We start from the raw sequence: 23,474 nt of genomic DNA on the forward strand, positions 1-23,474 counted from the left end.
GAAGGCATGTCGGCCGCGCTCTACAATTCCAATATCCTCCGCCTTGCCACCAGCATCCCGCACCAGGCGCGCCTCGGCGCGCCGCAGGCAACAGTGTCGAAACGGTCGCCGATCTGCGGCAGCCGGGTGACGGTCGACGTTGTCGTCGATGACGACGGGCGGCTCGTTGAGCTGGGCCAGGAGGTCCGTGCCTGCGCGCTCGGCCAGGCGTCGGCGGCGCTGATGGGCGAGTATGCGATCGGGCGAACGCCAGCGGAGCTCGCCTGCGCGCGAGACGCGCTGGCCGCGTTTCTGGCGGGCGAGCGCAATGATCCTGGCGAGTGGCCGGGCCTCGAACTGTTCGCGCCGGCGCGGCCGCACGCCGCACGCCACCCATCGATCCGGCTGGCGTTCGAAGCGGTCGCGGAGGCCGCCGCCCGAGCCGCGGGCGATACTGCGGAATGACCGAAGCCACCGAGGCAACCCTGCTGCTGCGCGATGGTGTGCTGCTGCTGGGCGCAGCGATCGTCTTCGTGCTGTTGTTCCGACGGCTCGGGCTTGGCGCGACGCTGGGCTACCTCGTCGCAGGCGCGCTGATCGGGCCGCAAGGGCTGGGGCTGATAGGCGACGCCGAATCGAAGCTGGGGATTGCCGAACTCGGTATCGTCCTGCTGCTGTTCCTGGTCGGGCTTGAACTCCATCCCAACAGGCTGTGGCGCCTGCGCCGCGACATCTTCGGCCTCGGCCTTGCGCAGGTGGTGATCTGCGGGCTGGCGCTGAGCGCGGTTATCTATGTCGGCACCGCGTTCAGCGGAGCGGCGGCGATCGCGCTCGGTCTGCCGCTTGCGCTGTCCTCGACCGCGCAGGTACTGCCGATGCTGCGGTCCGCCGGCCGCATGAACACGCCCGGCGGCGAGCGAGCCTTCTCGGTGCTGTTGTTTCAGGATCTGTCGCTCATCCCGCTGATCACGATCATCGCCACACTATCCCGCACCCCGGCGGCTGCGGGTACACCCCCGGGTTGGCTGCTTGGCATCTACAGCGTCGCGGCGGTGGCTGGCCTTGTCATCGCCGGCCGCTATGTCATCAACCCGCTGTTCCGGCTGGTCGGCAATCTGGGTGAGCGCGAGCTGTTCGTGGCCGCCGGACTGTTCACCGTGCTTGCCAGCGCCGCGGTGATGGAGGCGCTGCACCTTTCGACCGCGCTCGGCGCCTTCGTCGCCGGGGTCATGCTGGCGGATTCGCCTTTCCGCCATGAGCTCGAAGCCGATGTCGAGCCGTTCCGCACGATCCTGCTCGGTTTGTTCTTCATCGCTGTCGGCATGCTGCTGGACCTCCACGTCATTGCCGAACGCCCCTTCTTCGTGATCGGCATGGCGCTGGCGGTGGTCGCGACCAAGGCCGTCACCATGTTCGGCATCGCCCGGCTGTTCGGGGTATCGAATCGCGGTGCGCTCAGCTTTGGCCTGTTGCTGAGCCAGGGTGGCGAATTCGCCTTCGTGCTGTTCAGCCAGGCGCGCGATGCGCTGCTGATCCAGCCTGAAGCGGCGAGCCTGTTCGGGGCGGTGGTGACGCTGTCTATGGCAACGACGCCGTTCCTGATGATGGTGTCGCGCCGATTCCTCGCGGCGCCGGCCCGGCAGGAGGAGCGCGACGGCCCCGACGGCAGCGACGCGCCCATGGCGATTGTGGTCGGCTATGGCCGTTTTGGGCAGACCGTGGCGCAGATGCTGCTGGCGGCGGGCACGCGGGTCAGCATCATCGACAAGGAGGTCGCGCAGATCGATATCGCCCAGACCTTCGACGTGAAAGTCCATTATGGCGACGGCACCCGCGTCGCTCTGCTCCGCCAGGCCGGAGCCGAGCAGGCGCAGGTGATCATCTTCTGCGTCGATGGCGATCAGCTCGGCAAGAAGGAGCTCCAGCCGGTGCTCAGCACATTTCCCAACGCGGCGGTGCTGGTGCGCGCGTTCGACCGTCGGCACATGATGGTGCTGGCGCGTCTCGATATCGCCGGTGCGGTGCGCGAACTGTTCGAGTCGGCGGTGACGCTGGGGTGCGAGGCGCTAGAGGCAGTCGGCGTCAGCGCGGAGAATATCGGCAGGGTCGAGGCGGAGTATCGCCGCCGCGATGGCTCGCGCCTCGAGGCTCAGATGGCGACCGGCGATATTGCCATCCAGCGCGACACGATGTTCACCCATGAGCGCAGCCTCGATCTCGAGCCAGAGGAAGGAAAGGCTTCATGAAGAGAGGACGGACGGCAGGCGATCCGCTTGCCGCGCTGCTTGCGCTGTCCGGTGCGATCGCGGTGATCGCCGGGGCCTATGGAGCCCATGGCGTCGGGGGCAAGCCCGCCGAATGGCTGAACACCGGCGCTCATTACCAGATGATCCACGCCGTGGCGGGGCTGGTGGCGCTTGGCAAGGCGCGGGGCCCTGCCGCGCTCTTCCTGCTGGGGGCCGCGCTGTTCGCGGGCACGCTCTACGCAATGGCGTTTGGCGGCCCGCGATGGCTGGGCGCGGTCACGCCGCTTGGAGGGCTGGCGATGATCCTCGGCTGGATGTGGCTCGCGCTGTTGTACCTGCGGGGACGTTAGCGTCACTCCGACGGGGCGGGGTAAGGCGCTAGGCGCGCTCGCTGTCCAGGAACGCTTCGACTGCCGCCAAGTCCACCTTCTTTTCGAGAAAGGTCTTCCCGATCCCGCGCGCCAGCAGGAAGGGCAGCTGGCCGCCCTCCATCTTCTTGTCGTGCATCATGTGCGCGACGAGGGCGTGGCCGCTCGCGTCGATGCGAGCCGCCCGCAGCGTGGCCGGCAGACCGGCGGCGTCGAGATGGGCCGTGACGCGGCGGGCGTCCTCCGGCGGGCAAAGACCGAGCGAGGCCGAAAAGCGGAAGGCCAGCGCCATGCCGGCCGCGACCGCTTCGCCGTGGAGCAGCTTGTCGGAAAAGCCGATCTCCGCTTCGAGCGCGTGGCCGAAGGTATGGCCGAGGTTCAGCAGCGCACGCCGGCCGCTGGTCTCGCGTTCGTCTTCGCCGACGATCCTGGCCTTGGCGCTGACGCTCGCCGTGATGGCATGGGTGCGGGCGTTGCTGTCGCCGCTCAGCAGCTTGCCGCCATTATCTTCGCACCAGGTGAAGAAGGCCGGATCGTCGATAAGGCCGTATTTGACGACCTCGGCATAGCCGGCGCGCAGTTGACGCTGCGGCAGGCTGTCGAGCGTCGTAGGATCGATCAGGACATGCGCCGGTTGATAGAAGGCGCCGATCAGGTTCTTCCCGGCCTTGCTGTTGATCGCGGTTTTGCCGCCAACCGATGAATCGACCTGGGCAAGCAAGGTTGTCGGGATCTGCACGAAGCGACAGCCGCGTTTGAGGATCGAAGCCGCGAAGCCCACCAGGTCGCCGATCACCCCGCCTCCCAGTGCGATGATCGTGTCATTGCGTTCCACGCCATAAGCGAGCAACGCGTCGCTGAGCTTCTCGAGCATCTTCCAGCTCTTGGTGGACTCGCCAGGCGGTAGCACCTCGACGGCGCTGGCAATACCTGCTGCCGTGAGTGAGTTCTCCAGCCGATATAGCTGATTAGGAACAATATTTCTGTCAGTCACCACGATGAAGCGGCCGCGCGCGGCATAGGGGGCGAGCAGTTCGCCAGCCCGGTCCAGTGCGCCGGCCTCGATCCTGATATCGTAGCTGCGTTCGCCGAGCGCGACACGAACGGTCATTCTGCAAGCACCTTCAATATGCTGTCGACGGTAGCGTCGTGCGGCAATGGCTGGCTGCGCACGCGATAGGGCGCCAGCGCATAGACCGGGTTGCGGATCGCGGCGAGCTCGGCGAGCGCCACGCGAGGATCGCGATCCTTGAGCAGCGGCCGGCTGCCTTCGCGGCGCTGGACCCGCTCGGCGAGGATGTCGATATCGGCGTCCAGCCAGATCGCCAACGCCCGCTGGAGGATCAGCTCGCGGGTTTCGTCCTGCATGAACGCGCCGCCGCCGGTGGCGATGACCTTGGGCTTGCCGTCTATCAGCCGGCCGATCACCCGCCGCTCCCCATCGCGAAACTCCTTCTCGCCGAATCGCTCGAAGATTTCTGGTATGCTTAGGCCGGCAGCGCGCTCGATCTCGTGATCGGCATCGACGAAAGGAAGGTGGAGGCGTGCCGCCAGGCGCTTGCCGATGGTCGACTTGCCAGCGCCCATCAGGCCTATCAGGACGAGCGGGCGATCAAAACGCGGAAGATTTGGCAGCAGGCTTTGCGGCATGTCTTCGAGGGCTATACACATGGCGGCCCCCTCGGGCAAAAGCGCCTCCATTGCAACCATCCGGATACACACATGTCGCGGTTCAGCTTCATCCTACTGAGTGTCATCGTCATCATCATCGGGGCGCTGCTGGCGCTGAGCTTCGTCAATCCGGAGAAACCGCCCGTGACGGTCGAGAAGGCGATGCTGAATGAAGCTCAGCCCAAGTAAGAAGGCGGTTCTCGCGGTAACGGCGGGGGCTGCCGCTCTGGCCGCCGCCGCCGCGCTGGCGCAGGAGTCGCTGCTTCCTCCAGGCTTCGGCACCCAGCCCGGACCATCCAATCGCCCGCAGCAGGTCGGCACGCCGGCGCCCGGACAGCCGGCCCCGACGCCGACGCCGGCCGCGCCGCCTGCGTTCGACCTGGATCCTGCGATCTTCGCCTCGGCAGCAGACGAGGAGCAGCCCGTTGAGCCGCCTGCGGAACTGCCTGATTCGGCGCGCCGCTCGATTGATGTCGCGGGGCCGTTCGAAGGGTTCGGCCGCCACGCATGGGGCGATAGCGACGGACGTTTCCTGTCGACGCTGATGCGGCGGCTCGACGTGCCGATCGCCTCGCGCTGGGCCTCGATCACGCTGCGGCGAGCGTTGCTGACCCGGGTCGGCACGCCCGATCATGTCTCCGCGCCCGACTGGGTGGCGGAACGGGCCTGGCTGCTCCTGAGGATGGGAGAGGCGGATGGCGCGCGGATGCTCGTCCAGGGCGTCGATGTCGATGATTTCAACGCCAAACTCTATGCCGTCGCCGGACAAAGCGCGCTTGCCACCGCGGACGCGGCGGGGCTCTGTCCGTTAGCCGAAGGTGGGCAGATCCGCAGCAAGGAGCCGCTGTGGCCGATGGCACGGGCGATCTGCGCAGCGCTGTCGGGCGACAGCGCCATCGCCGACGTGCTGATGGACCAGGCGCGCCGCCGCACCAAGGATCCTCGGGGGATAGACATTCAGCTGGCGGAACGGATGATGGGGGTGAACGGTGCGGGACGCCGCAGCGTCAACATCGAATGGGCCGGAGTGAACCAGCTGACCAGCTGGCGTTTCGGCATGGCGAGCGCCCTCGGGCTCACCATTCCATCGGATCTGGTGCAGACGGTGGGCCCGCAGGTGATCGCCTGGTCGGCGCGCGCGCCGATGATCCCCGCGGCCGAACGGCTGGACGCGGCGATGACCGCCGCCCGACTGGGCGTCTTCTCAAGTTCGGCTCTGGTCGATCTCTACGCGCAGGCCGGCGACGACAGCGGCGAGATCACCAGTGATACACCGGCGGGGCGGCTACGCGCCTGCTTCGTGGCGGATGGCGACGGCGCCCGCGTCTCGTCGATGCGCGGCTTCTGGAGCGGCGAGGGACTGGGCGAAGGCAAGACCGTCGATCGCTACGCCAACCTCATCCTGACCGCACGTGCCGCGGCGCGGATCGCGCCGGACGGCAACCGTTCGGGCGATGCCGCCGAACTGGTCGGGTCTATGATGTCGGCCGGGCTCGATCGCAAAGCGGCGGCCTGGGCACCGGTGATTGCCGGCATGTCGCCAGAAAAAGGCGATGCCGCCTGGGCCATCCTGGCGGTGGGAACGCCGCGCCTCGCGGTCGACCTGTCGGCGGATCGGCTGGCCGGCGTCGCCGATCGCTGGGCGGAAGCTAATCCGCAGAAGCTCAAGCTGCTGCTGGGCGCGCTGGCGGGGCTGGACCGGATGAACAGCCCGGAGCAGCTGAAGCTGCTGGTCGATTACAAGGTCGGCTTCGACAATCGCAGCAGCTGGGCGCGGATGCTGCTCCAGGCCGCCGACCGCAAGGAACCGGCAACGGTCGCGCTGCTGGTCGCGGTGGGCCTGCAAAAGGTCAGCTGGAGCGGCGTGTCGCCCGCCATGTTCGCGACGATGATCCGCGCACTTCACGACGTTGGTCTCGAAGGCGAAGCCCGGATGATCGCTGCCGAGGCGATGACGCGTTTGCAATAGTTCGGTGCACGTCGCGACTTCGTTCGGTCGGAACGGGACAAGAGGCAGTGAAAGACGCTGAGGCTATCCTGCAGTTTCTCGAGATGCTCGCAGCAGAGGGCGGAGCGGCGAAGAATACGTTGCTGGCCTATGGATCCGACCTGCGCGGAGCCTCCGAACTGCTAGCCGGAGCCCTCGTCAGGGCCGACACGGCTGCTCTCCAGAGGCTCGGATCCGAGTGGATGGCGCTCAGCCGGACTAGCGTCGCGCGCAAGGCATCGGTGCTGCGGCGCTTCTACGGGTTTCTGGAGGAGGAGGGCATTCGCGCCGACGACCCCTCCGACGCGCTGCCGCGGCCGACCACCCAGCGCGCCCTGCCGCGCATCCTCTCCCATGGCGATATCGCCCGACTGTTCGAGGTGCTCGACGAACGCCGCCGCGATCGGCATGGCGATCCGCTGACCTTGCGGCTGATTGCCCTGGTCGAGCTGCTGTACGGCTCCGGGCTGCGCGCGACCGAACTAGTGTCGCTGCCGCGCCATGCTCTGCGCGGCGACCAGCCGTTCCTGATCCTGCGCGGCAAGGGGGGACGCGAGCGGCTGGTGCCGATTTCCGATCGGGCGCGGGCTGCGGTGGCCGAGTGGAGCGTGCATGCTCCGGCCCACCAGCCCTTTTTGTTCCCATCGGGGCACGGCCATCTGAGCCGGGTGCGGCTGTTCCAGCTGCTGCGCGAGCTTGCCGCCGAGGCCGGCATTCCACCGCAGCGGATCAGCCCGCATGTGCTGCGACATGCCTTCGCCACCCATCTGCTCGAAGGCGGAGCGGACTTGCGCGCGCTGCAGACGATGTTGGGGCATGCCGATATCGCGACCACCCAGATCTATACCCATGTGAACAGTGCGCATCTGGTCGAGCTGGTCAACAGCCGGCATCCGCTGATGGATGCGGCGCATGGCCGGCACACCGGTTCTCCGCCGAAGGGGACGCCGTAGTGGCGCTTGTCTCCGCGCACGCTCTGCCATAGGCGTCGGCAGCAATGGCAAACCGGGCTGAGGATAGCGGCATGGCGACGGGTGGGGTGGAGTTCGATGCAAAACGCGACCGGCTGGTCGTTATCGCCTCGACGCTCGGGACGGTCTTCGAATGGTATGACTTCTTCGTTTATGGCACGCTCGCCAGCATCATCTCGGGTCATTTCTTTCCGTCCGATAATCCGGCCGTCAGCTTCCTGATCTTTCTCGCCAGCTTTGGAGTCGGCTTCGGCATGCGGCCGCTTGGCGCGGTGTTGTTCGGTGTGCTCGGCGACAGGCTGGGGCGCAAATATACCTTCCTCGTGACGATCGCGATGATGGGCGTCGCCACCGCCTCGGTCGGTATATTGCCGACCTACGAAACGATCGGTGTCGGTGCGCCGGTGCTGCTGGTGCTGTGCCGTGTGCTCCAGGGCCTTGCGCTGGGCGGCGAATATGGCGGTGCCGCCGTCTATGTCGCCGAACATGCCCCCGCACACCGCCGCGGCTTCTACACCAGCTTCATCCAGTCTGGGGTGATCGGCGGCTTCCTTCTCAGCCTGACGGTGGTGCTCGCTTCGAACATATTCGTCGACAAGGACGCTTTCGCAGCCTGGGGATGGCGCATCCCCTTCCTGTTCTCGCTGCTTCTCCTCGCCGTGTCGCTCTGGATCCGACTCAAGCTCAAAGAAAGCCCTGTCTTCAAGGAGATGAAGGCAAATGGTGAGATTGCGTCCAACCCGCTGCGCGAGAGCTTCAATAGCTGGGCCAGGGTGAAGATCATCCTCGTCGCGCTGTTCGGCATATCGGCGGGGCTGACCGTCATCTGGTACACCGGCCAGTTCCAGGCGCTGTATTTCCTTCAGAACAGCCTCCGGATGGACGATAACGCTGCCCGGCTGATCGTCGGCGCGTCCGCTGTCGGCAGCCTGTTCTGGTTTATCCTGTTCGGCTGGCTGTCGGACAGGATCGGCCGGCGCAAGCCGATCCTGATCGGCTATGCACTGACGCTCGTGCTTATGTTCCCGCTGTTCCACTGGATCGCCGACGCCGCCAACCCGCAGTTGGCTCACGCCATGGAACGCGCGCCGGTCGTCGTCACCGGCAGCGACTGCAGCTATGATCCGTTCGCAAAGGAACAGGCGACCGCCTGCGGCAAGGTGCTCGACATATTGTCGAAAAAGGGCATCGCCTACACCAAGGTCGAGGGTGCGTCGCCGGCTCCGAGTGTGACCATCGGCGGCACGCCTGTCGATGCGAGCGACGCCGACGGCCTGGAAACCGGGCTGGGCGCGGCGGGATACAAGCTGGACAAGATCACGCCTCCGTTTGCCGGTGCGGTGCGCATCGTGCTGCTGCTACTCGTGATCGGCCTGCTGTCGGGCATGACCTATGGACCAGTCGCAGCGCTGCTGGTCGAGCTGTTTCCGGCGCGTGTGCGCTACACGTCGCTGTCGATACCCTATCATATCGGCACCGGCTATTTCGGCGGGTTCCTGCCGTTCATCAGCCAATATATAGTTGCGCGCACCGGCGACCCTTTCGCCGGGCTATGGTACACGGTCGGGGTCGTGGCGATGGCCTTCCTCGTCTCGCTGATCTGGCTGCCGGAGACCGCTGGCAAAGAACTGGAATAGCGGGGGCAGGACGGCTATCGGCCGGATCGTGAACCCCGACCATTATCCCCTGCGCCTGATCCTCGACGGCAACGCGCTCGTCGCCAACTGGCGCTGGCTGGCCGCCCATGCGGGTGCGCCGGCGGGGGCTGCGGTGAAGGCGGACGGCTACGGTCTTGGCGCGCGCGAGGTGGTGCGGCGCCTTGCCGGGGCGGGATGCCGTGACTTCTTCGTGGCGACCTGGGCCGAGGCCGACGCGCTTGGTGCCTTGCCTCATGGCGCGGCCCTGTCGGTCCTCCATGGCGTGCGCGAGGAGGACATGGCGTCGGCGCTGGCGTCGCGCGGCCGGCCGGTGCTCAATACACCGGCGATGGTCGCACGTTGGAAGGCGGCCGCGCCCGGGCGGCCCTGCGACGTGATGATCGACACCGGCATGAACCGGCTCGGGCTGAGCATCGCGGAGGCATGCTCCGGCCTGCTCGACGGCCTCGAGATTGACCTGTTGATGAGCCATCTTGCCTGTGGCGACGAACCGGACAATGCGATGAACGAGCGCCAGCGGGCAAGCTTCGCCGATATCGCCACGCACATTCCAGCCAGGCGGCACAGCCTTGCGAACTCGGCAGGGGCGTGCCTCGGCTTGGCTTTCGGCTTCGACCTGATCCGTCCCGGACTGGCGCTTTATGGCGGAATTCCGCGCGCCGAGGCGGCTGGTCATATCGCGCAGGTCGTCCGCATCGAGGCGCAGATCCTCCAGATGCGCGACGTGCCGGCGGGCGCTACCGTCGGCTATGGCGCGACGTTCACCGCCGCGGCGCCGCTCCGGGTGGCTATCCTCAATCTCGGTTATGCCGACGGATATCTGCGGGCTTTCGCAGGGCGGGGCAGCGCGCGGTTTGGTGACATCGCCTGTCCGCTGGTCGGGCGGGTCTCGATGGATCTGGTCGCCGTGGATGCGGGCACGGCGGAGCTCGGCGAAGGCGACTGGCTCGAGGTCGACTATCGCCTGGAGACCGCTGCCGGCGAGACCGGCCTGTCGCAATATGAGTTGCTGACTGGGCTAGGCTCCCGCTATCAGCGGCGCTGGAACGACTAGGATAGTTTCATTTGCAGCCAGTCATCGCCTTCTTGGCCGCAATCGGCCGATTGTTGATAAACGCGTTGGGTTCGGTAGGTCGGGTGACGATGTTCGCCGTGACGACTTTCGCGCGCGCGGTACGGCCGCCCTATTACCCCGCGCGCCTGTTCGAGCAGCTGATGCAGATTGGCTGGTTCTCGCTGCCGGTCGTCGGCATGACGGCCATCTTCTCCGGCGCCGCGCTGGCGCAACAGACCTTCACGGCCGGATCGCGCTTCAATGCGACATCGACGGTGCCGGCGATCGTCGTGCTCGGCATCGTGCGGGAGCTCGGACCGGTGCTGGTTGGCCTGATGGTCGCCGGTCGCGTTTCATCGGCCATGGCGGCGGAGCTCGGCACGATGCGGGTCACCGAGCAGCTCGATGCGCTGTCGACCTTGCGGACCGATCCCTATCGTTATCTTATCGCGCCGCGCGTCGTCGCCGCCTTGATCGCCATTCCGCTGATGGTGCTCGCCGCCAATGCGATCGGCATATTCGGCGGCTATTTCGTCGCGGTCTACAAGCTCGATTTCAACGCCGTCGGCTATCTGAACACCACCCGCCAGTTCCTAACCGCGACCGACTTGCAGATGGCGCTGGTGAAATCCGCCTTCTTCGGCTTCTTCATCGCGCTGATGGGCTGCTATCATGGTTTCAAGGCTCAGGGCGGCGCTGCCGGTGTCGGCCGCGCTACCACTGACGCGGTGGTTTCCGCCTTCATCTTGATCCTGCTGTCTAACCTGATCATCACCTTGATGGCGTTCGGCTGATGGCGGACGACTATAAGATCGTGCTCCAGGACGTCGCCAAGGCGTTCGGCGGCAATGCCGTTCTCGAAGGCGTCAACCTGGAAGTCGAGCGCGGCGAGTCGATGGCGATCATCGGCCAGTCGGGCAGCGGCAAGTCGGTCACGCTCAAGATCATCCTCGGCCTGCTCAAGGCCGATCGCGGCGCGATCCGCATCGATGGCGAAGATCTGCTGACGATGTCGTCGCGCGAACTGGAGCGCACCCGCGCCAAGTTCGGCATGCTGTTCCAAGGCTCGGCGCTGTTCGATTCGCTGCCGATCTGGCGCAACGTCACCTTCGCCCTGACGCAGGGACGGATGAAGGACGCCGCGAACATGCGTAGGATCGCGACCGAAAATCTCGAGCGGGTAGGCCTCGGTTCCCAGGTGCTCGATCTTCGCCCGAGCGAATTGTCCGGCGGCATGCAGAAGCGCGTGGCGCTTGCCCGTGCCATTGCGCCGCGGCCGGAGATCATCTTCTTCGATGAGCCGACCACTGGCCTCGATCCGATCCGCGCGGACGTGATAAATGACCTGATCGTCGAGCTGGTTGAGGATCTCGGCGTCACCGCCCTTACGATCACGCATGACATGGCCTCGGCGCGCAAGATCGCGCATCGCGTGGCGATGCTCTATCAGGGCAAGATCATCTGGCGGGGCCCGCGCGATCGTTTGTACGACAGCGGCAACCCATATGTGGATCAATTCGTTCAGGGGCGAGCCGAGGGCCCGATCCGCTAGAACTTGTTCGGTATATCCGATCACTGAGAACGCCTTTTATCGTTGGATCGATTAATCGCCCGTGGCCATTAAGCGTCATCCCATCAAGAAAGGACGATAAATGCTCGGACGTACCGTACCCGATGTGACGCTGAAGACTCGCGTTCGCGACGAGAGCGTCGGAGGCCCCAACCCGTTCCGCTGGCAGGATGTGCAGACTGGCGATCTGTTCAAGGGGCGGCGCGTCGCCGTGTTCGCCTTGCCGGGCGCGTTCACCCCGACCTGCTCGACCGAACAGTGCCCCGCCTATGAGCGCAGCTATGACGACCTGAAGGCCGCCGGCGCCGACGAGGTCTATTGCCTGTCGGTCAACGACGCCTTCGTCATGTTCCAGTGGGGCAAGAATCTCGGCCTCCAGAAGACCAAGCTGCTTCCCGATGGTTCGGGCGACTTCACCCGCCGGATGGGGATGCTGATCAACAAGCAGCATCTCGGCTTCGGCTACCGGTCGTGGCGCTATGCGATGGTCGTCGAGGACGGCAAGATCGTCGCCTGGTTCGAGGAGCCAGGCATCAACGACGAAGGCACCGACGAGGATCCTTATGGTGTGAGCGCGCCGGAGAATGTCCTGGATTGGCTGAAGGCGCATCCGGCGGCATAAGGCGGCGGATCGGGCGGTGGGGGCCTGGCCCGGTTGCGGCAATCGTCGCCACGCCCGTTCCGCTCAGTCGTTGATCCGTGCGGCATCCTCCACCCGCCCTATCCAACGCTGGACCGCGGGATAGCGAGCCAGATCGAAGCCGCCCTCGCCAGCCACCCTCGTATAGGCGACGAGGGCGATGTCGGCCAGGCTGAGCGTGTCGGCCACAAGGAAAGCCCGCCCCAATACTGCCTTGTCGAGCAGTCTCAGCGCCGCGTTGCCGCGCTCCACGATCTTCGGCTCCAACTCGGATAGGGGCTTGCCGAGATAATGGACCTGGAACCGCGCCACCGCCACATAGGGTTCGTGGCTATATTGCTCCCAGAACAGCCATTCGAGCATCTTCGCCCGTGCGTAGAACTCTATCGGGATCAGCGACGATCCTTCGGCAAGCGCCAGCATGATCGCGTTCGACTGGGCGAGGATGTTGCCATCGGCGAACCGGACCAGCGGCACCTGACCGGCTGGGTTCATCGCCAGGAACGCCGGGGTCCGCGTCTCGCCGCCGAGCACGCTGGTTTCGATCCAGCGATGATCGATGCCGAGCAGGTCGGCCGTCCATTTCACCTTGAGGCAGTTCCCCGAGATCGAATCGCCATAGATCTGCATGATATCCCCCTGAACGCGGTTAGAAGCGGATATCCCGTACCGTCATGAAGGAAAACAAAGTTGCAGGCGGTTCTCACAAGGGCTCCTTATGGCGTTGGTATCGCTGGACGTTCTTTGTTCTGAGAAGCGAACCGCCGGGCATGTGTCACGAAGCTGCAAGAATCCAGCGAGGTGGCTGTAACAATTGGGAATCATAGCGTCGGCTCGTCATCCAGCAGGAGACGAGCAATGAATGCCATCACCCGAATAGCGGCGTATCAGGGCCACGCGCCCGCCATCCCCGAGGGGCGCGGCAAGCGCCGCCGCTTCCGCACGATCTGGGTGTCGGACATCCATCTCGGCACGCGCGGCTGCAATGCGCAGATGCTGATCGACTTCCTCGATTCTACCGACAGTGAGACGATGTACCTGGTCGGCGATATCATCGACGGGTGGCGGCTGCGACGCAGCTGGTATTGGCCGGCAGCGCACAACGATGTCGTCTGGCGCGTGATGAAACGGGCAAAGCGGGGCACCCGCGTCGTCTTCATCCCCGGCAATCATGACGAGATGTTTCGTCAGTATTCGGGCATGACCTTCGGCGGCATCGAGATACGCCGCAACGCGATCCACGAGACCGCCGACGGACGCCGGCTGATCGTGACGCACGGCGACGAGTTCGACACGGTGGTGATGTGCCACCGCTGGCTCGCCTTCGCCGGTGACTTTGCCTACGAAACGCTGATGCGGCTCAACGTCGTGATCAATGCGGTGCGGCAGCGGTTCAACCTGCCCTACTGGTCGTTGTCGAAGCATGCCAAGCACAAGGTGAAGAACGCCGTCGAGTTCATCTCGCGCTTCGAGGAAGCTGTGGCGCACGAGGCGGGCGAACGCGGCGTCGACGGGGTGGTCTGCGGCCACATCCACACCGCCGAAATCCGCAACTTTGGCGACATAGTCTATTATAACGACGGCGATTGGGTCGAGGGCTGCACTGCGCTGGTCGAGCATTTCGACGGCCGCATGGAGGTGCTCCACTGGGCCGACGAGATCGCCGCCCGCCACGCCGCCACCGCGTTGGCGGCCTGAGCGGCGTGCGCATCGCCATCGCCACCGATGCGTGGAGCCCGCAGGTCAACGGCGTCGTCCGCACCCTGCAGGCGGTCAGCGCCGAACTGGGCGCCATGGGGCATGAGGTGTGCGTCATCGCGCCAGATCAATTTCGATCGGTGCCCTGTCCCAGCTATCCCGAAATACGGCTCGCCCTGACGACCCATGCGGGTGTCGGCCGGCGGATCGCCGACTTTGGGGCGGACGCCATCCATATCGCGACAGAGGGACCGATCGGCCTCGCCGCGCGGCGCCACTGCCTGAGCCGGCGCTTCGCGTTCACCACTGCCTATCACACCCAATTCCCGGATTATCTCGCCGAACGCACCGGCATGCCGGCTGAATGGTTCTGGCGCTATATCCGCTGGTTCCATGGCCCCTCGGCCGCCGTGCTGGCCTCAACCCCCTCGGTCGAGGCGATCCTTGAGCGTCACCACATAGCGCCGGTCCGGCGCTGGGGCAGGGGCGTCGATCTCGGCCTGTTCAGCCCCGAACAGGCTCCGCATCTCGCGCTTGCGGAGCTGCCGCGTCCGATCCAGCTTTATGTAGGCCGGGTTGCGGTCGAAAAGAATATCGAGGCGTTCCTGACGTGCGGGGGACCCGGGACCAAGGTGGTGGTCGGTGACGGCCCCGCCAGCGCGGCACTGAAACGCGCCTATCCGCAGGCGTCGTTTCTCGGGGCACTGCATGGCCATGCGCTGGCGGCAGCCTATGCAGGCGCAGACGTGTTCGTTTTTCCAAGCCGCACCGACACCTTCGGACTGGTGATGATCGAGGCATTGGCCTGTGGTACGCCGGTCGCGGCCTATCCGGTCACCGGCCCGGTCGACATCCTCGATCCCGCCTCCTCCGCGATGGATAAGGATCTCGGCAAGGCGATCGCGCAGGCGCTGACCCGCGACCGGAGCGCGGCGGCGGCTTATGGCGCGACCTTTGGCTGGCGTCGCAGCGCAGAGCAGTTTCTCTCGGCGCTCGTTCCGCAGGGGGAGGGCAGGGCTCGGCTGGCGGCTTGATCCTCCGCTCTCTCCGGCAAGAGGAGCTTGTGCTGAACGCGCGGTTTCAGTACATCGGCATCCATGCTTCGGCCGCTCCGTGACGGGGCGGCCTCTTTTATTTTTGGAGACCGTCATGGCCCAGCCACTCATGCCCCACGCCACCGCTTCATGGCTGGTCGACAATACCGCGCTCAGCTTTCCGCAGATCGCCGATTTCTGCGGGTTGCACATCCTCGAGGTCCAGGCGATCGCCGACGATATGGCGGCGACCAAGCTGACCGGGCGCGATCCGGTGCGCGCCGGCGAACTCAGCATGTCGGAGATCGAAAAGGGCCAGAAGGACCCGAATTACCGGCTGGTGATGCTCAAGGGCCCCGATCAGCAGCGCCGCACCAAGGGGCCGCGCTATACGCCGGTTTCCAAGCGCCAGGATAAGCCCGACGGCATCGCCTGGATCATCCGCAATCATCCCGAAGTGTCGGATGGCCAGATCTCCAAGCTGATCGGTACGACTCGCACGACGATCGCCGCGATCCGGGACCGCACCCATTGGAACATTGCCAATATCGTGCCCAAGGACCCGGTAACGCTCGGCCTCTGCTCGCAGCGCGAACTCGACGCGGTGGTGGCGAAGGCAGCGAAGGCGGCAGGCATCGAAGCGCCGACCGACACCCGCCTCGAGGGCGACCGCGAGGCCCTGATCGAGCAGCTCCGCGCCGAGCGCGATGCCGCCGGCAAGGTCGCCGAGATGACGCTCGCCGAGCAGGAAGCGGCGCTGTTCAGCGGCCCCGCCTTCCAGGATCCGTTCAAGAAGTAAGAATCCTCGTCGCCCCGGCGGTGCCCGGCGCGGCGGTGACTCTGTGTCGCGCCGCCGGGGGAGCCGTTGTCGTACCAGCTTACCCCTGGGCGACGTATTCCTCGGAGGGCAGCTTGACCCTCCTCCACACCAAGCCCAAAAGCCGATCCCATGGATGATACCGCCGCCTTCGCCGATCTCTCCTTCGAGGACGCCCTCAAGCAACTCGAGACGATCGTGCGGCAGCTGGAATCGGGCGATGTACCGCTCGATCAATCAATCGAGCTCTACGCGAAAGGTGATGCGCTGAAGCGCCAGTGCGAGGCGCGGCTGAAGGCTGCGCAGGCACGGATCGAGAAGATCAGCATCGGCGCCGACGGCACGCCGAAGGGGACAGAGCCCTTCACGGCAAGCTGACCATGGCGGAGCTGCTCTCCTCCGAACTGGAGCGCATCGCGCACGAAATCGATACGCGCTTCGATGCCTTGCTGACTCCGCCCGAGGACAGCCGCCGCCGTCTCTACGAAGCGATGCGTCACGCTGCCATCGGTGGCGGCAAGCGGCTGCGGCCGTTGCTGGTGTGTGGTGCGGCGCGGTTGTTTGCTGTCGATCCGGAATGCGCCTTGCGCGTCGGTGTCGCGGTCGAGGCCATCCATGTCTACAGCCTCGTCCATGACGATCTTCCAGCGATGGACGATGACGACGTCCGCCGCGGTCGCCCCACGGTCCATAAGCTCTATGACGAGGCGACAGCCATCCTTGTCGGCGATGCCTTCCAGGCGCTCGCCTTCGAGATATTGGCAGCCGAAGCGACCCATGCGGATCCGTTCGTCCGTGCCGAACTGGTCGCCGCGCTCGCGGCCGCGGCGGGCCCGGGGGGGATGGTCGGCGGACAGGCGATGGATATGGCCGCAGCGGCGACGATGTCCGACCTGGGAAATATCACTCGGCTCCAGCAGCTCAAGACCGGGGCGCTGATCGGGTTCGCGATCGAAGCCGGGGCGATCCTGGGCCGGCTGCCGTCCGAAGGCCGTACCCGGCTGCGCGGTTATGCGCACGATCTTGGTCTCGCCTTCCAGATCGCCGACGATCTGCTCGATGCCGAGGGCGATCCTGCGGCGATGGGCAAGGCCGCCGGCAAGGATTCCGCCGCAGGCAAGGCGACCTTCGTGGGACTGCTCGGCGCGGACCGCGCCCGGGCGCAGGCCCGCTCGCTTTCGCAGCAGGCGATCAGCCACCTGGGCAATTTCGGGCGGGAAGCCGATCTGCTACGCGAGATTGCGGCTTACGCAGTCGACCGCGACCGATAAGCCATCAGGGGGGAGGCACATTTCATGCGCATCGGCGTCTATCCGGGGACATTCGATCCCGTTACGCTCGGCCATATGGACATCATCCGGCGTGGCGCGAAGCTGGTCGACAAGCTCGTCGTCGGGGTGACCACCAATCCGTCCAAATCGCCGATGTTCGATCTCGAGGAGCGGCTGGCGATGGTTCGCCGCGAAACCGAGGATCTCGGCGACAAGATCGAAATCGTGGCGTTCGACTCGCTGCTGATGGATTTCGCCGAGAAGATGGGCGCCTCGATCATCGTTCGCGGTTTGCGCGCGGTTGCCGATTTTGAATATGAATATCAGATGGCGGGCATGAACCAGCAGCTGAACAACCGAGTCGAGACGGTATTCCTGATGGCTGATGTCGCCCTCCAGCCGATCGCTTCGCGGCTCGTCAAGGAGATCGCGCTCTACGGCGGCGCGATCCATCGCTTCGTGCCCGAGCGGGTGGTGCAGGAAGTCGTCGCGCGCGTTGAAAAGATCGGTAAGAAGGGCAGCTGATTTCTGGCGGCCGGTTCAGCGCGTGGCAAGCCTGCGAGACTTAACGAGGCCGCGCGCCAAGCGCGGTGTGGAGAATATGTCTGATGCGATCGAAGTTCGTTGTTGCGGCCCTTTCAGGCCTGTTCATGGCCGGCATGGCGTTCGCGCAGACTGCACCGGAAGCGGCCGCGCCGCCGGCCGATCCGCAGAACATTCTCAACCTGGACCTGTCGACAGGGGGGCGCGTCAAGATATTGCTCCGCCCGGACAAGGCGCCTTACTCGGTGGATCGGGTGAAGACGCTGGTGCGTCGCCATTTCTATGACGGGCTGATCTTCCACCGCGTGATCGAAGGGTTCATGGCGCAGGGCGGTGATCCCAAGGGAACCGGCGAGGGCGGATCGGATCTGCCCGACCTGAAGGCGGAGTTCAACGAACTTCCCCATGTTCGCGGCACCATGGCGATGGCGCGGGCGGAAGGGCTCGACAGCGCCAACAGCCAGTTCTTCATCATGCTGCAGCCCAACCTCAGCCTTGACGGAAACTATACCGCGATCGGGCGGGTGACGAGCGGCATGGAATATGTCGATGCGATCGAGAAGGGTGAGCCGCCGGCAAACCCCTCCAAGATCGTGCATGCGTCCATCGAGTCGGACGATCAGGGAATCGCGCCGGCAGCTTTCGTGCCACCGCCACCCGCGCCGGTCGCGGCGCCGGTCGCGGAGACCGGCAAGAAGACGAAGAAGCAGAAGGCCAAGGCTCCGAAGGAAGAGAAACCTGCGGACGCGCCGAAGCCGACGCCCGCCGAGCCCGCACCCGCCGAGACTCCTGCTCCTTCGGCAGATACGCCATCAACTAGCGATGCGGGTTCGCCGCCCACCACCGACGCGGCGGTCGGCAATGTCACCAGCGACGAGGCGGCAGCCCCGCCGCGCTGACGTCCGTCTGCTGAACCAGGCTCGCACATGCGCGTCGACCTTTTCGACTTCCACCTTCCGTCCGACAATATCGCGCTGAGGCCCGCCAGTCCGCGCGATAGCGCGCGGCTGCTGCTGGTGCCGCAAGAGGGCGGTTTCTCCGATCATGCCGTTACCGAGCTTCCGGCGCTGCTGCGCGCCGGCGATTGCCTGGTCTTCAACGACACGCGCGTCATCCCGGCCCAGCTGGAGGGGCGGCGCGGTGAGGCGCGGATCGGCGCCACCCTGCACAAACGCGAGGGATTGCGCCGCTGGCGTGCCTTCGTCCGCAATGCGAAGCGCCTGCGGACCGGGGACTCGATCGACTTCGGCGCGGGGGTCTCCGCGATCGCCGCCGAGCGTGGCGACGACGGATCGATCCTGCTCGATTTCGCGGGGGATGAGGCGGTCGAACTGCTGCTCGAACGGGCGGGGCGAATGCCGCTGCCGCCTTATATCGCGGGCAAACGCCCGGCGGACGCGCGCGACCTCGACGATTACCAGACGATGTTCGCCCGCGAAAAGGGCGCAGTCGCGGCACCCACCGCCGCGCTTCACTTCACGCCGGAGCTGATCGCATCGCTCTACGAGGCCGGGATCGGCACCGAAACGCTGACCCTCCACGTCGGCGCCGGTACCTTCCTGCCGGTCAAGGCGGATGATACCGACGACCACCGCATGCATGCCGAATGGGGCCGGATCGACGCCGCCACTGCCGGACGGCTCAATGCCGTGCGGGCCGCCGGTGGGCGGGTCATAGCGGTCGGCACCACCAGTCTGCGCCTGATCGAAAGCGCCGTCGACGAGGAAGGCATGATCCGTCCATTCGAAGGCGACACCGCGATCTTCATTACACCCGGCTATCGCTTTGGCGGCATCGACGGGCTGATGACGAACTTCCACCTGCCGAAGTCGACGCTGTTCATGCTGGTCAGCGCGCTGATGGGGCGCGAGCGGATGCAGGCGGCCTATGGCCACGCGATTGCGACAGGCTATCGCTTCTACAGCTATGGCGATGCGAGCCTGTTGCTGCCTTGAGGCTGCACCGCCACGCCTGCGTCCAATCCCTCGACGGCCTTACTTCCGCTGCGCCGCCGTCTCGTCGCGTTTCGCCTTGAACTCGGAATCGGCGCTCCACTCGGGCCAGGCGCGGCTGTCGGCGAGCGCTCTGCCGGTGTTGTAGAGCAGGGTCAGGTCCGGCTGCACGCTCGACAGGTCCCAATCGCTACTCCACTCGTCCGCGGGCTGGTGGTACTCGTCCTTGATGTAGGCATCGCTGAGCGCCCGGCCGCGCTCGACGCCGCCATTGAGCAGATCCATGCCCGGCTTGAACGATATGGCGGGGACGCCCTGTTGCGCGAACGTGAAGTGATCCGAGCGGTAGAAGCCGCCGGTTTCCGTGCGCGGGTCGGGAACATAGACGCGGCCCAGCTTCCTGCCTTCCGCGACGAGCATATCGAGCAGGCCCAGCTTGGCGACACCCGAGATGGTGAAGTCCTTTGCCGCACCCAGCCCGAACACGCTGTCCATGTTGATCACGCCGGCGGTGGTCGCCAGAGGGTAGACGGGATTGGCGCCATAATATTCCGAACCGAGCAGCCCCTTCTCCTCGGCGGTGACGGCGAGGAAGACGATCGAACGGTCGGTGGGCGGAGCCTTCGCGAAGGCACGGGCTAGTTCGAGCAGGCTGGCGACGCCCGAGGCATTGTCTTTGGCGCCATTATATATGCGGTCGCCTTTTGCGTCGGGTGGCCCGACGCCGAGATGATCCCAATGCGCGGAATAGATCACCGTCTCGGCCGGATGTCTGGCGCCCGGCAGGCGACCGATGATGTTGTGGGACACGATCGTCTCGGCCTTAACAGCGTAGGATGCGTCGAGTGTCGCATTGAGCGGGACAGGCTTGAAATCCTTGCGTTGCGCCGCCTTCTTCATCGCATCCAGATCGAGGCCGGCGGCCTTGAACAGGTCGGCGGCAAGATCGCGCTGGATCCAGCCTTCCAGCGGCACATGCTCGGCGGCGGGATTGGCGCGGACGATGTCGAACATCGTGTTGATGTTCGAGTTCTTGACCGTCGCCCAACCATAGGAGGCCGGGATATATTCGTGGATCACCAGGACGCCGGCCGCACCCAGCCGTGCGCCTTCTTCATATTTGTAGGTCCAGCGGCCATAGTAGGTCATCGTCTTGCCGCCGAAGTCTCCCTCTCCGCCTTCGAAGTCGGGGTCGTTGACGAGCACGACCATGATCTTGCCCTTGAGATCGGCGCCCTTGAAGTCGTCCCAGCCGCGCTCCGGCGCCCTGACGCCATAGCCGACGAACACCAGCGGCGCCGCGCGCAGTTCGACGCGATCCCGTCCGTCGAGCGCCGAACGAACGGCGATCTCGCTGCCCTGGGTCAGGCCCCGCGCGGTGCCATCGCCAAGCTTCAGGGATAGTGACGGAGCACCGACGATATCCGATTCGAGCAACGGCACCTCCTGCGTCCATTTGCCGCCGGGGCCGCCGGGCTGGAGCCCGGCGGCCTTCATCTGCTGGCTGATATAGGCGACCGTCTTGTTTTCACCCTCGCTCGCAGGTGCGCGCCCTTCGAAGCTGTCATCGGCGAGTATCTTGACGTCTTGACTGGCGCGGGCCGGATCGAAGACCGGCGCGGGAGCAGCAGACAGCGCCGGGGAAAGGAAGGCCGTGGCAGAGAGCAAAGCGACGATCTTGCGCATGTCAAAATCCAGTGCAGCAACGGGCAACAAGTTATTGCAGATAAACGATTATACTCGGACGGAAAAGTCCAGACCGACGAGGCCGTCAGCAACGGTCCTCCAGCAGCATCGCCGCGCCCTTCTCCGCGATCATCAGCGTGGGTGCGTTGGTGTTGCCCGACGTGATCCTCGGCATCGCCGACGCATCGATGACCCGCAGCCGCTCGATCCCGCGCACGCGCAGCCGTTCGTCCAATACCGCGTGCGGATCCGTGGCGGGCCCCATCGCTGCGGTACCGACGGGATGGAAGATGGTGGTGCCGAGCTCGGCCGCCGCGGCGAGCAGTTCGGCGTCGCTTTGCGCCTCCACGCCTGGCCGGAACTCCTCGGGCGCATAGCGGGCGAGCGGGGCTTGCCCGACGATCCTGCGCGCCAGCCGCAGCGCGTCGACCGCCACCCGCCGGTCTTCGTCGGTCGACAGGTAGCCGGGCGCTATGCGCGGCGGGGCAGCAGGGTCGGCGCCGGCGAGGTCGATGCGGCCGCGGCTCGATGGGCGCAGATTGCACACGCTGGCGGTGAAGGCGCCGAAGCGATGAAGCCCATCACCCCATCTGTCGAGCGAGAGCGGCTGGAAATGGAACTCGAGATTGGGCGTGGCGTAATCGTTTGACGAACGCGCGAACATACCGAGTTGCGATGGCGCCATGGTCAACGGCCCCTTGCGGAACAGCGCATATTGGAGGCCCATCGCAGCGCGGCGAAGCAGGTTGGCATAGTCGCTGTTGAGCGTCCGTACGCCGCGGACCTTGAAGATCGGCCTGATCTGGAGATGGTCCTGCAGATTGCCGCCGACGCCGGGCAAATGGTGAATCAGCGGGATGTCCAGGCGGCCCAGCATCTCCGCATCCCCGATGCCGGACAGCTGAAGCAGCTTGGGCGATCCGACCGCGCCTGTGGCGAGGATCACTTCGCCGGCGGCCCTCGCCTCGAGCCGCTCGTCGCCGCGGCGGAAGACCAGCCCCGTGGCCCGCCGGCCATCGAAGCGGACGCGCTCTACCTCCACGCCGGTTTCCAGCCGAAGGTTCGGTCGCTTGAGCGCTGGCTTCAGGAAGGCGCCGGCCGAGCTGACGCGACGGCCGGCACGCTGGTTGACCTGGAAATAGGACGATCCTTCATTGTCGCCGCCATTGAAATCGTCGACCGGCGCGATCCCCGCGGCAGCGCCGGCATCGCGGATCGCATCCAATATGTCCCAGCGCACGCGCGGATACTCGATCCGCCATTCTCCGCCGGCGCGGTGATGCGCTCCCTGCGGCGCGATATGATCCTCATGCTGCAGGAAATGGGGAAGCACGTCGTCCCACCCCCATCCGGCGAGGCCGAGCTGCCGCCAGCCGTCATAGTCCGCAGCCTGGCCGCGCATGTAGATCATGGCGTTGATCGAGGAGCTGCCGCCGATCACCTTGCCGCGTGGATAAGGCAGCTTGCGGCCACCCAGCCCTGGCTCCTCGACGGTTTCGAACATCCAGTCGGCCCGGGGATTCCCGATCGCGAACAGATACCCCACTGGCACATGGTACCAGATCCAATCGTCCCTGCCGCCGGCTTCGAGCAGCAACACGCGATTGTCGGGGTTCACCGAGAGCCGGTTCGCCAGCAGGCAGCCGGCCGAGCCTGCGCCGGCGATGACATAGTCGTAGATCCCGAAGTCGGTCGGGTCGTTTGTCATACCGATCCTGTGTCGCCTCCGGCAGCTATAGATGCGGCGCGCCCGGATCACGACCGCTATTCCACCCCGCCGCCTTGCCATTGCGCGCCGCACACAGTAAAGGCGCGCCCATCTTCCAATCACCCTCAATATATGGAGCCGCTCGGCCATGGCGACCGAACGTACCTTTTCGATTATCAAGCCCGACGCGACCCGCCGGAACCTGACCGGCGCCGTTACGGCGAAGCTTGAGGAGGCCGGCCTGCGCGTCGTTGCCTCGAAGCGCATCCAGATGAGCCGGGAGCAGGCAGAGGGCTTCTACGGCGTCCACCGCGAACGCCCCTTCTTCGGCGAACTGGTCAGCTTCATGATCTCCGGCCCGGTTGTGGTGCAGGTTCTCGAGGGCGAGAATGCCGTCGCGAAGAACCGCGAAGTGATGGGCGCGACCAACCCGGCCAACGCCGACGAAGGCACGATCCGCAAGACTTTCGCGGAGTCGATCGAGGCCAATTCCGTCCACGGTTCGGACAGCCTCGAAAACGCCAAGATCGAGATCGACTTCTTCTTCAAGCCGGAAGAGATCGTCGGCTGAACCCATTGGTCTGATGGGCGGTTGCGCCGCGCTGGTGATGATCGGCGCGG

At 65.6% G+C, this 23,474-nt stretch carries 25 protein-coding genes; 20 read left to right on the forward strand and 5 right to left on the reverse strand.

The window, feature by feature from the left end:
• The first annotated feature begins 6 nt into the window (after positions 1–6).
• Genes AAC645_RS00245 through AAC645_RS00255 form a run of 3 tightly spaced genes read left to right on the forward strand, consistent with a single transcriptional unit; the run spans position 7 to position 2,575 of the window.
• Positions 7–444, forward strand: a complete 438-nt coding sequence (locus AAC645_RS00245) for an iron-sulfur cluster assembly scaffold protein (RefSeq protein ID WP_340313314.1) — start codon at positions 7–9, stop codon at positions 442–444.
• Positions 441–2,225 carry a cation:proton antiporter domain-containing protein gene (locus AAC645_RS00250; RefSeq protein ID WP_340312988.1) on the forward strand — a complete coding sequence of 595 codons (1,785 nt, stop codon included), beginning with the start codon at positions 441–443 and terminating at the stop codon, positions 2,223–2,225. Before AAC645_RS00245 ends, AAC645_RS00250 begins: the two co-directional genes overlap by 4 nt.
• Complete coding sequence (locus AAC645_RS00255) at positions 2,222–2,575, forward strand: DUF423 domain-containing protein (RefSeq protein ID WP_340312989.1); 354 nt, start codon at positions 2,222–2,224, stop codon at positions 2,573–2,575. Before AAC645_RS00250 ends, AAC645_RS00255 begins: the two co-directional genes overlap by 4 nt.
• A gap of 28 nt (positions 2,576–2,603) precedes the next feature.
• Here the strand turns inward: AAC645_RS00255 and aroB are convergent, their stop codons facing one another.
• Both aroB and AAC645_RS00265 read right to left on the reverse strand, forming a co-directional pair.
• Positions 2,604–3,704 carry a 3-dehydroquinate synthase gene (gene aroB, locus AAC645_RS00260; protein WP_340312990.1) on the reverse strand — a complete coding sequence of 367 codons (1,101 nt, stop codon included), beginning with the start codon at positions 3,702–3,704 and terminating at the stop codon, positions 2,604–2,606.
• A complete protein-coding gene (locus tag AAC645_RS00265; RefSeq protein WP_340313315.1) occupies positions 3,701–4,243 on the reverse strand; it encodes a shikimate kinase in 543 nt (180 codons plus the stop codon). The genes aroB and AAC645_RS00265 overlap by 4 nt, the downstream gene beginning before the upstream one ends.
• Positions 4,244–4,315: 72 nt before the next feature.
• Here AAC645_RS00265 and AAC645_RS00270 point away from each other — a divergent pair, with 72 nt between their 5' ends.
• The 8 genes from AAC645_RS00270 (at position 4,316) to AAC645_RS00305 (ending at position 12,126) form a co-directional block, all read left to right on the forward strand.
• Positions 4,316–4,453, forward strand: a complete 138-nt coding sequence (locus AAC645_RS00270) for a hypothetical protein (protein WP_340312991.1) — start codon at positions 4,316–4,318, stop codon at positions 4,451–4,453.
• The gene (locus tag AAC645_RS00275) at positions 4,434–6,233 is read left to right on the forward strand and encodes a hypothetical protein (protein WP_340312992.1); all 1,800 of its coding nucleotides are present in this window, start codon (positions 4,434–4,436) and stop codon (positions 6,231–6,233) included. Before AAC645_RS00270 ends, AAC645_RS00275 begins: the two co-directional genes overlap by 20 nt.
• A gap of 47 nt (positions 6,234–6,280) precedes the next feature.
• A complete protein-coding gene (locus tag AAC645_RS00280) occupies positions 6,281–7,204 on the forward strand; it encodes a tyrosine-type recombinase/integrase (RefSeq protein WP_340312993.1) in 924 nt (307 codons plus the stop codon).
• Between the two features lie 44 nt (positions 7,205–7,248).
• On the forward strand, positions 7,249–8,859 hold the full coding sequence (locus AAC645_RS00285) for an MFS transporter (protein ID WP_340312995.1): 1,611 nt from the start codon (positions 7,249–7,251) through the stop codon (positions 8,857–8,859).
• A gap of 28 nt (positions 8,860–8,887) precedes the next feature.
• A complete protein-coding gene (locus AAC645_RS00290; protein ID WP_340312997.1) occupies positions 8,888–9,934 on the forward strand; it encodes an alanine racemase in 1,047 nt (348 codons plus the stop codon).
• 11 nt (positions 9,935–9,945) lie between these two features.
• The gene (locus AAC645_RS00295) at positions 9,946–10,728 is read left to right on the forward strand and encodes an MlaE family ABC transporter permease (RefSeq protein ID WP_340312998.1); all 783 of its coding nucleotides are present in this window, start codon (positions 9,946–9,948) and stop codon (positions 10,726–10,728) included.
• Positions 10,728–11,486 (forward strand): ABC transporter ATP-binding protein, encoded by a 759-nt coding sequence (locus AAC645_RS00300; RefSeq protein WP_340312999.1) that lies wholly within the window; start codon positions 10,728–10,730, stop codon positions 11,484–11,486. The genes AAC645_RS00295 and AAC645_RS00300 overlap by 1 nt, the downstream gene beginning before the upstream one ends.
• A 100-nt stretch (positions 11,487–11,586) precedes the next feature.
• On the forward strand, positions 11,587–12,126 hold the full coding sequence (locus tag AAC645_RS00305) for a peroxiredoxin (RefSeq protein WP_340313000.1): 540 nt from the start codon (positions 11,587–11,589) through the stop codon (positions 12,124–12,126).
• 63 nt (positions 12,127–12,189) lie between these two features.
• Here the strand turns inward: AAC645_RS00305 and AAC645_RS00310 are convergent, their stop codons facing one another.
• The gene (locus AAC645_RS00310; RefSeq protein WP_340313001.1) at positions 12,190–12,774 is read right to left on the reverse strand and encodes a glutathione S-transferase family protein; all 585 of its coding nucleotides are present in this window, start codon (positions 12,772–12,774) and stop codon (positions 12,190–12,192) included.
• A gap of 228 nt (positions 12,775–13,002) precedes the next feature.
• On the opposite strand from AAC645_RS00310, the gene AAC645_RS00315 reads away from it, so the two are divergent.
• The 8 genes from AAC645_RS00315 to queA all read left to right on the forward strand — a co-directional run bounded on the left by AAC645_RS00315 (position 13,003) and on the right by queA (position 19,462).
• Positions 13,003–13,842 (forward strand): UDP-2,3-diacylglucosamine diphosphatase, encoded by an 840-nt coding sequence (locus AAC645_RS00315; RefSeq protein WP_340313002.1) that lies wholly within the window; start codon positions 13,003–13,005, stop codon positions 13,840–13,842.
• 5 nt (positions 13,843–13,847) lie between these two features.
• Positions 13,848–14,876 (forward strand): glycosyltransferase family 4 protein, encoded by a 1,029-nt coding sequence (locus AAC645_RS00320; protein ID WP_340313003.1) that lies wholly within the window; start codon positions 13,848–13,850, stop codon positions 14,874–14,876.
• A 115-nt stretch (positions 14,877–14,991) separates the two neighbouring features.
• Entirely contained in the window at positions 14,992–15,675 is a 684-nt protein-coding gene (locus AAC645_RS00325) for a DUF1013 domain-containing protein (RefSeq protein WP_340313004.1), read from the forward strand.
• Positions 15,676–15,825: 150 nt separating this feature from the next.
• Positions 15,826–16,071: an exodeoxyribonuclease VII small subunit gene (locus AAC645_RS00330; RefSeq protein ID WP_340313005.1), complete on the forward strand. Its 246-nt coding sequence runs from the start codon at positions 15,826–15,828 to the stop codon at positions 16,069–16,071.
• Between the two features lie 2 nt (positions 16,072–16,073).
• Entirely contained in the window at positions 16,074–16,964 is an 891-nt protein-coding gene (locus tag AAC645_RS00335) for a polyprenyl synthetase family protein (RefSeq protein ID WP_340313006.1), read from the forward strand.
• A 24-nt stretch (positions 16,965–16,988) separates the two neighbouring features.
• Positions 16,989–17,489: a pantetheine-phosphate adenylyltransferase gene (gene coaD, locus AAC645_RS00340; RefSeq protein WP_340313008.1), complete on the forward strand. Its 501-nt coding sequence runs from the start codon at positions 16,989–16,991 to the stop codon at positions 17,487–17,489.
• A 125-nt stretch (positions 17,490–17,614) separates the two neighbouring features.
• Complete coding sequence (locus tag AAC645_RS00345; protein WP_422785774.1) at positions 17,615–18,406, forward strand: peptidylprolyl isomerase; 792 nt, start codon at positions 17,615–17,617, stop codon at positions 18,404–18,406.
• Between the two features lie 27 nt (positions 18,407–18,433).
• A complete protein-coding gene (queA, locus tag AAC645_RS00350; RefSeq protein WP_340313011.1) occupies positions 18,434–19,462 on the forward strand; it encodes a tRNA preQ1(34) S-adenosylmethionine ribosyltransferase-isomerase QueA in 1,029 nt (342 codons plus the stop codon).
• Between the two features lie 39 nt (positions 19,463–19,501).
• On the opposite strand, the gene AAC645_RS00355 is transcribed toward queA, so the two are convergent.
• Together AAC645_RS00355 and AAC645_RS00360 are read right to left on the reverse strand one after the other, a co-directional pair.
• A complete protein-coding gene (locus AAC645_RS00355; protein ID WP_340313012.1) occupies positions 19,502–21,145 on the reverse strand; it encodes a M28 family peptidase in 1,644 nt (547 codons plus the stop codon).
• An 85-nt stretch (positions 21,146–21,230) separates the two neighbouring features.
• Positions 21,231–22,853: a GMC family oxidoreductase gene (locus tag AAC645_RS00360; protein ID WP_340313013.1), complete on the reverse strand. Its 1,623-nt coding sequence runs from the start codon at positions 22,851–22,853 to the stop codon at positions 21,231–21,233.
• Positions 22,854–23,001: 148 nt separating this feature from the next.
• Here AAC645_RS00360 and ndk point away from each other — a divergent pair, with 148 nt between their 5' ends.
• A complete protein-coding gene (gene ndk, locus AAC645_RS00365; protein ID WP_340313014.1) occupies positions 23,002–23,424 on the forward strand; it encodes a nucleoside-diphosphate kinase in 423 nt (140 codons plus the stop codon).
• The last annotated feature ends 50 nt before the right edge of the window (positions 23,425–23,474 follow it).

This window comes from Rhizorhabdus argentea, from assembly GCF_037861105.1.
GTDB classification, from domain to species: domain Bacteria; phylum Pseudomonadota; class Alphaproteobacteria; order Sphingomonadales; family Sphingomonadaceae; genus Rhizorhabdus; species Rhizorhabdus argentea.

Coding starts and splice junctions, on each gene's coding strand:
- AAC645_RS00335 (WP_340313006.1), top strand. CDS start 16,074: ATGGCGGAGCTGCTCTCCTCCGAACTGGAGCGCATCGCGCACGAAATC.
- coaD (WP_340313008.1), top strand. CDS start 16,989: ATGCGCATCGGCGTCTATCCGGGGACATTCGATCCCGTTACGCTCGGC.
- AAC645_RS00355 (WP_340313012.1), bottom strand. CDS start 21,145: ATGCGCAAGATCGTCGCTTTGCTCTCTGCCACGGCCTTCCTTTCCCCG.
- AAC645_RS00330 (WP_340313005.1), top strand. CDS start 15,826: ATGGATGATACCGCCGCCTTCGCCGATCTCTCCTTCGAGGACGCCCTC.
- AAC645_RS00300 (WP_340312999.1), top strand. CDS start 10,728: ATGGCGGACGACTATAAGATCGTGCTCCAGGACGTCGCCAAGGCGTTC.
- aroB (WP_340312990.1), bottom strand. CDS start 3,704: ATGACCGTTCGTGTCGCGCTCGGCGAACGCAGCTACGATATCAGGATC.
- AAC645_RS00285 (WP_340312995.1), top strand. CDS start 7,249: ATGGCAAACCGGGCTGAGGATAGCGGCATGGCGACGGGTGGGGTGGAG.
- AAC645_RS00360 (WP_340313013.1), bottom strand. CDS start 22,853: ATGACAAACGACCCGACCGACTTCGGGATCTACGACTATGTCATCGCC.
- AAC645_RS00275 (WP_340312992.1), top strand. CDS start 4,434: ATGAAGCTCAGCCCAAGTAAGAAGGCGGTTCTCGCGGTAACGGCGGGG.
- AAC645_RS00270 (WP_340312991.1), top strand. CDS start 4,316: ATGTCGCGGTTCAGCTTCATCCTACTGAGTGTCATCGTCATCATCATC.
- AAC645_RS00315 (WP_340313002.1), top strand. CDS start 13,003: ATGAATGCCATCACCCGAATAGCGGCGTATCAGGGCCACGCGCCCGCC.
- AAC645_RS00255 (WP_340312989.1), top strand. CDS start 2,222: ATGAAGAGAGGACGGACGGCAGGCGATCCGCTTGCCGCGCTGCTTGCG.
- queA (WP_340313011.1), top strand. CDS start 18,434: ATGCGCGTCGACCTTTTCGACTTCCACCTTCCGTCCGACAATATCGCG.
- AAC645_RS00250 (WP_340312988.1), top strand. CDS start 441: ATGACCGAAGCCACCGAGGCAACCCTGCTGCTGCGCGATGGTGTGCTG.
- AAC645_RS00265 (WP_340313315.1), bottom strand. CDS start 4,243: ATGCCGCAAAGCCTGCTGCCAAATCTTCCGCGTTTTGATCGCCCGCTC.
- AAC645_RS00245 (WP_340313314.1), top strand. CDS start 7: ATGTCGGCCGCGCTCTACAATTCCAATATCCTCCGCCTTGCCACCAGC.
- AAC645_RS00325 (WP_340313004.1), top strand. CDS start 14,992: ATGGCCCAGCCACTCATGCCCCACGCCACCGCTTCATGGCTGGTCGAC.
- AAC645_RS00310 (WP_340313001.1), bottom strand. CDS start 12,774: ATGCAGATCTATGGCGATTCGATCTCGGGGAACTGCCTCAAGGTGAAA.
- AAC645_RS00345 (WP_422785774.1), top strand. CDS start 17,615: ATGGCCGGCATGGCGTTCGCGCAGACTGCACCGGAAGCGGCCGCGCCG.
- AAC645_RS00305 (WP_340313000.1), top strand. CDS start 11,587: ATGCTCGGACGTACCGTACCCGATGTGACGCTGAAGACTCGCGTTCGC.
- ndk (WP_340313014.1), top strand. CDS start 23,002: ATGGCGACCGAACGTACCTTTTCGATTATCAAGCCCGACGCGACCCGC.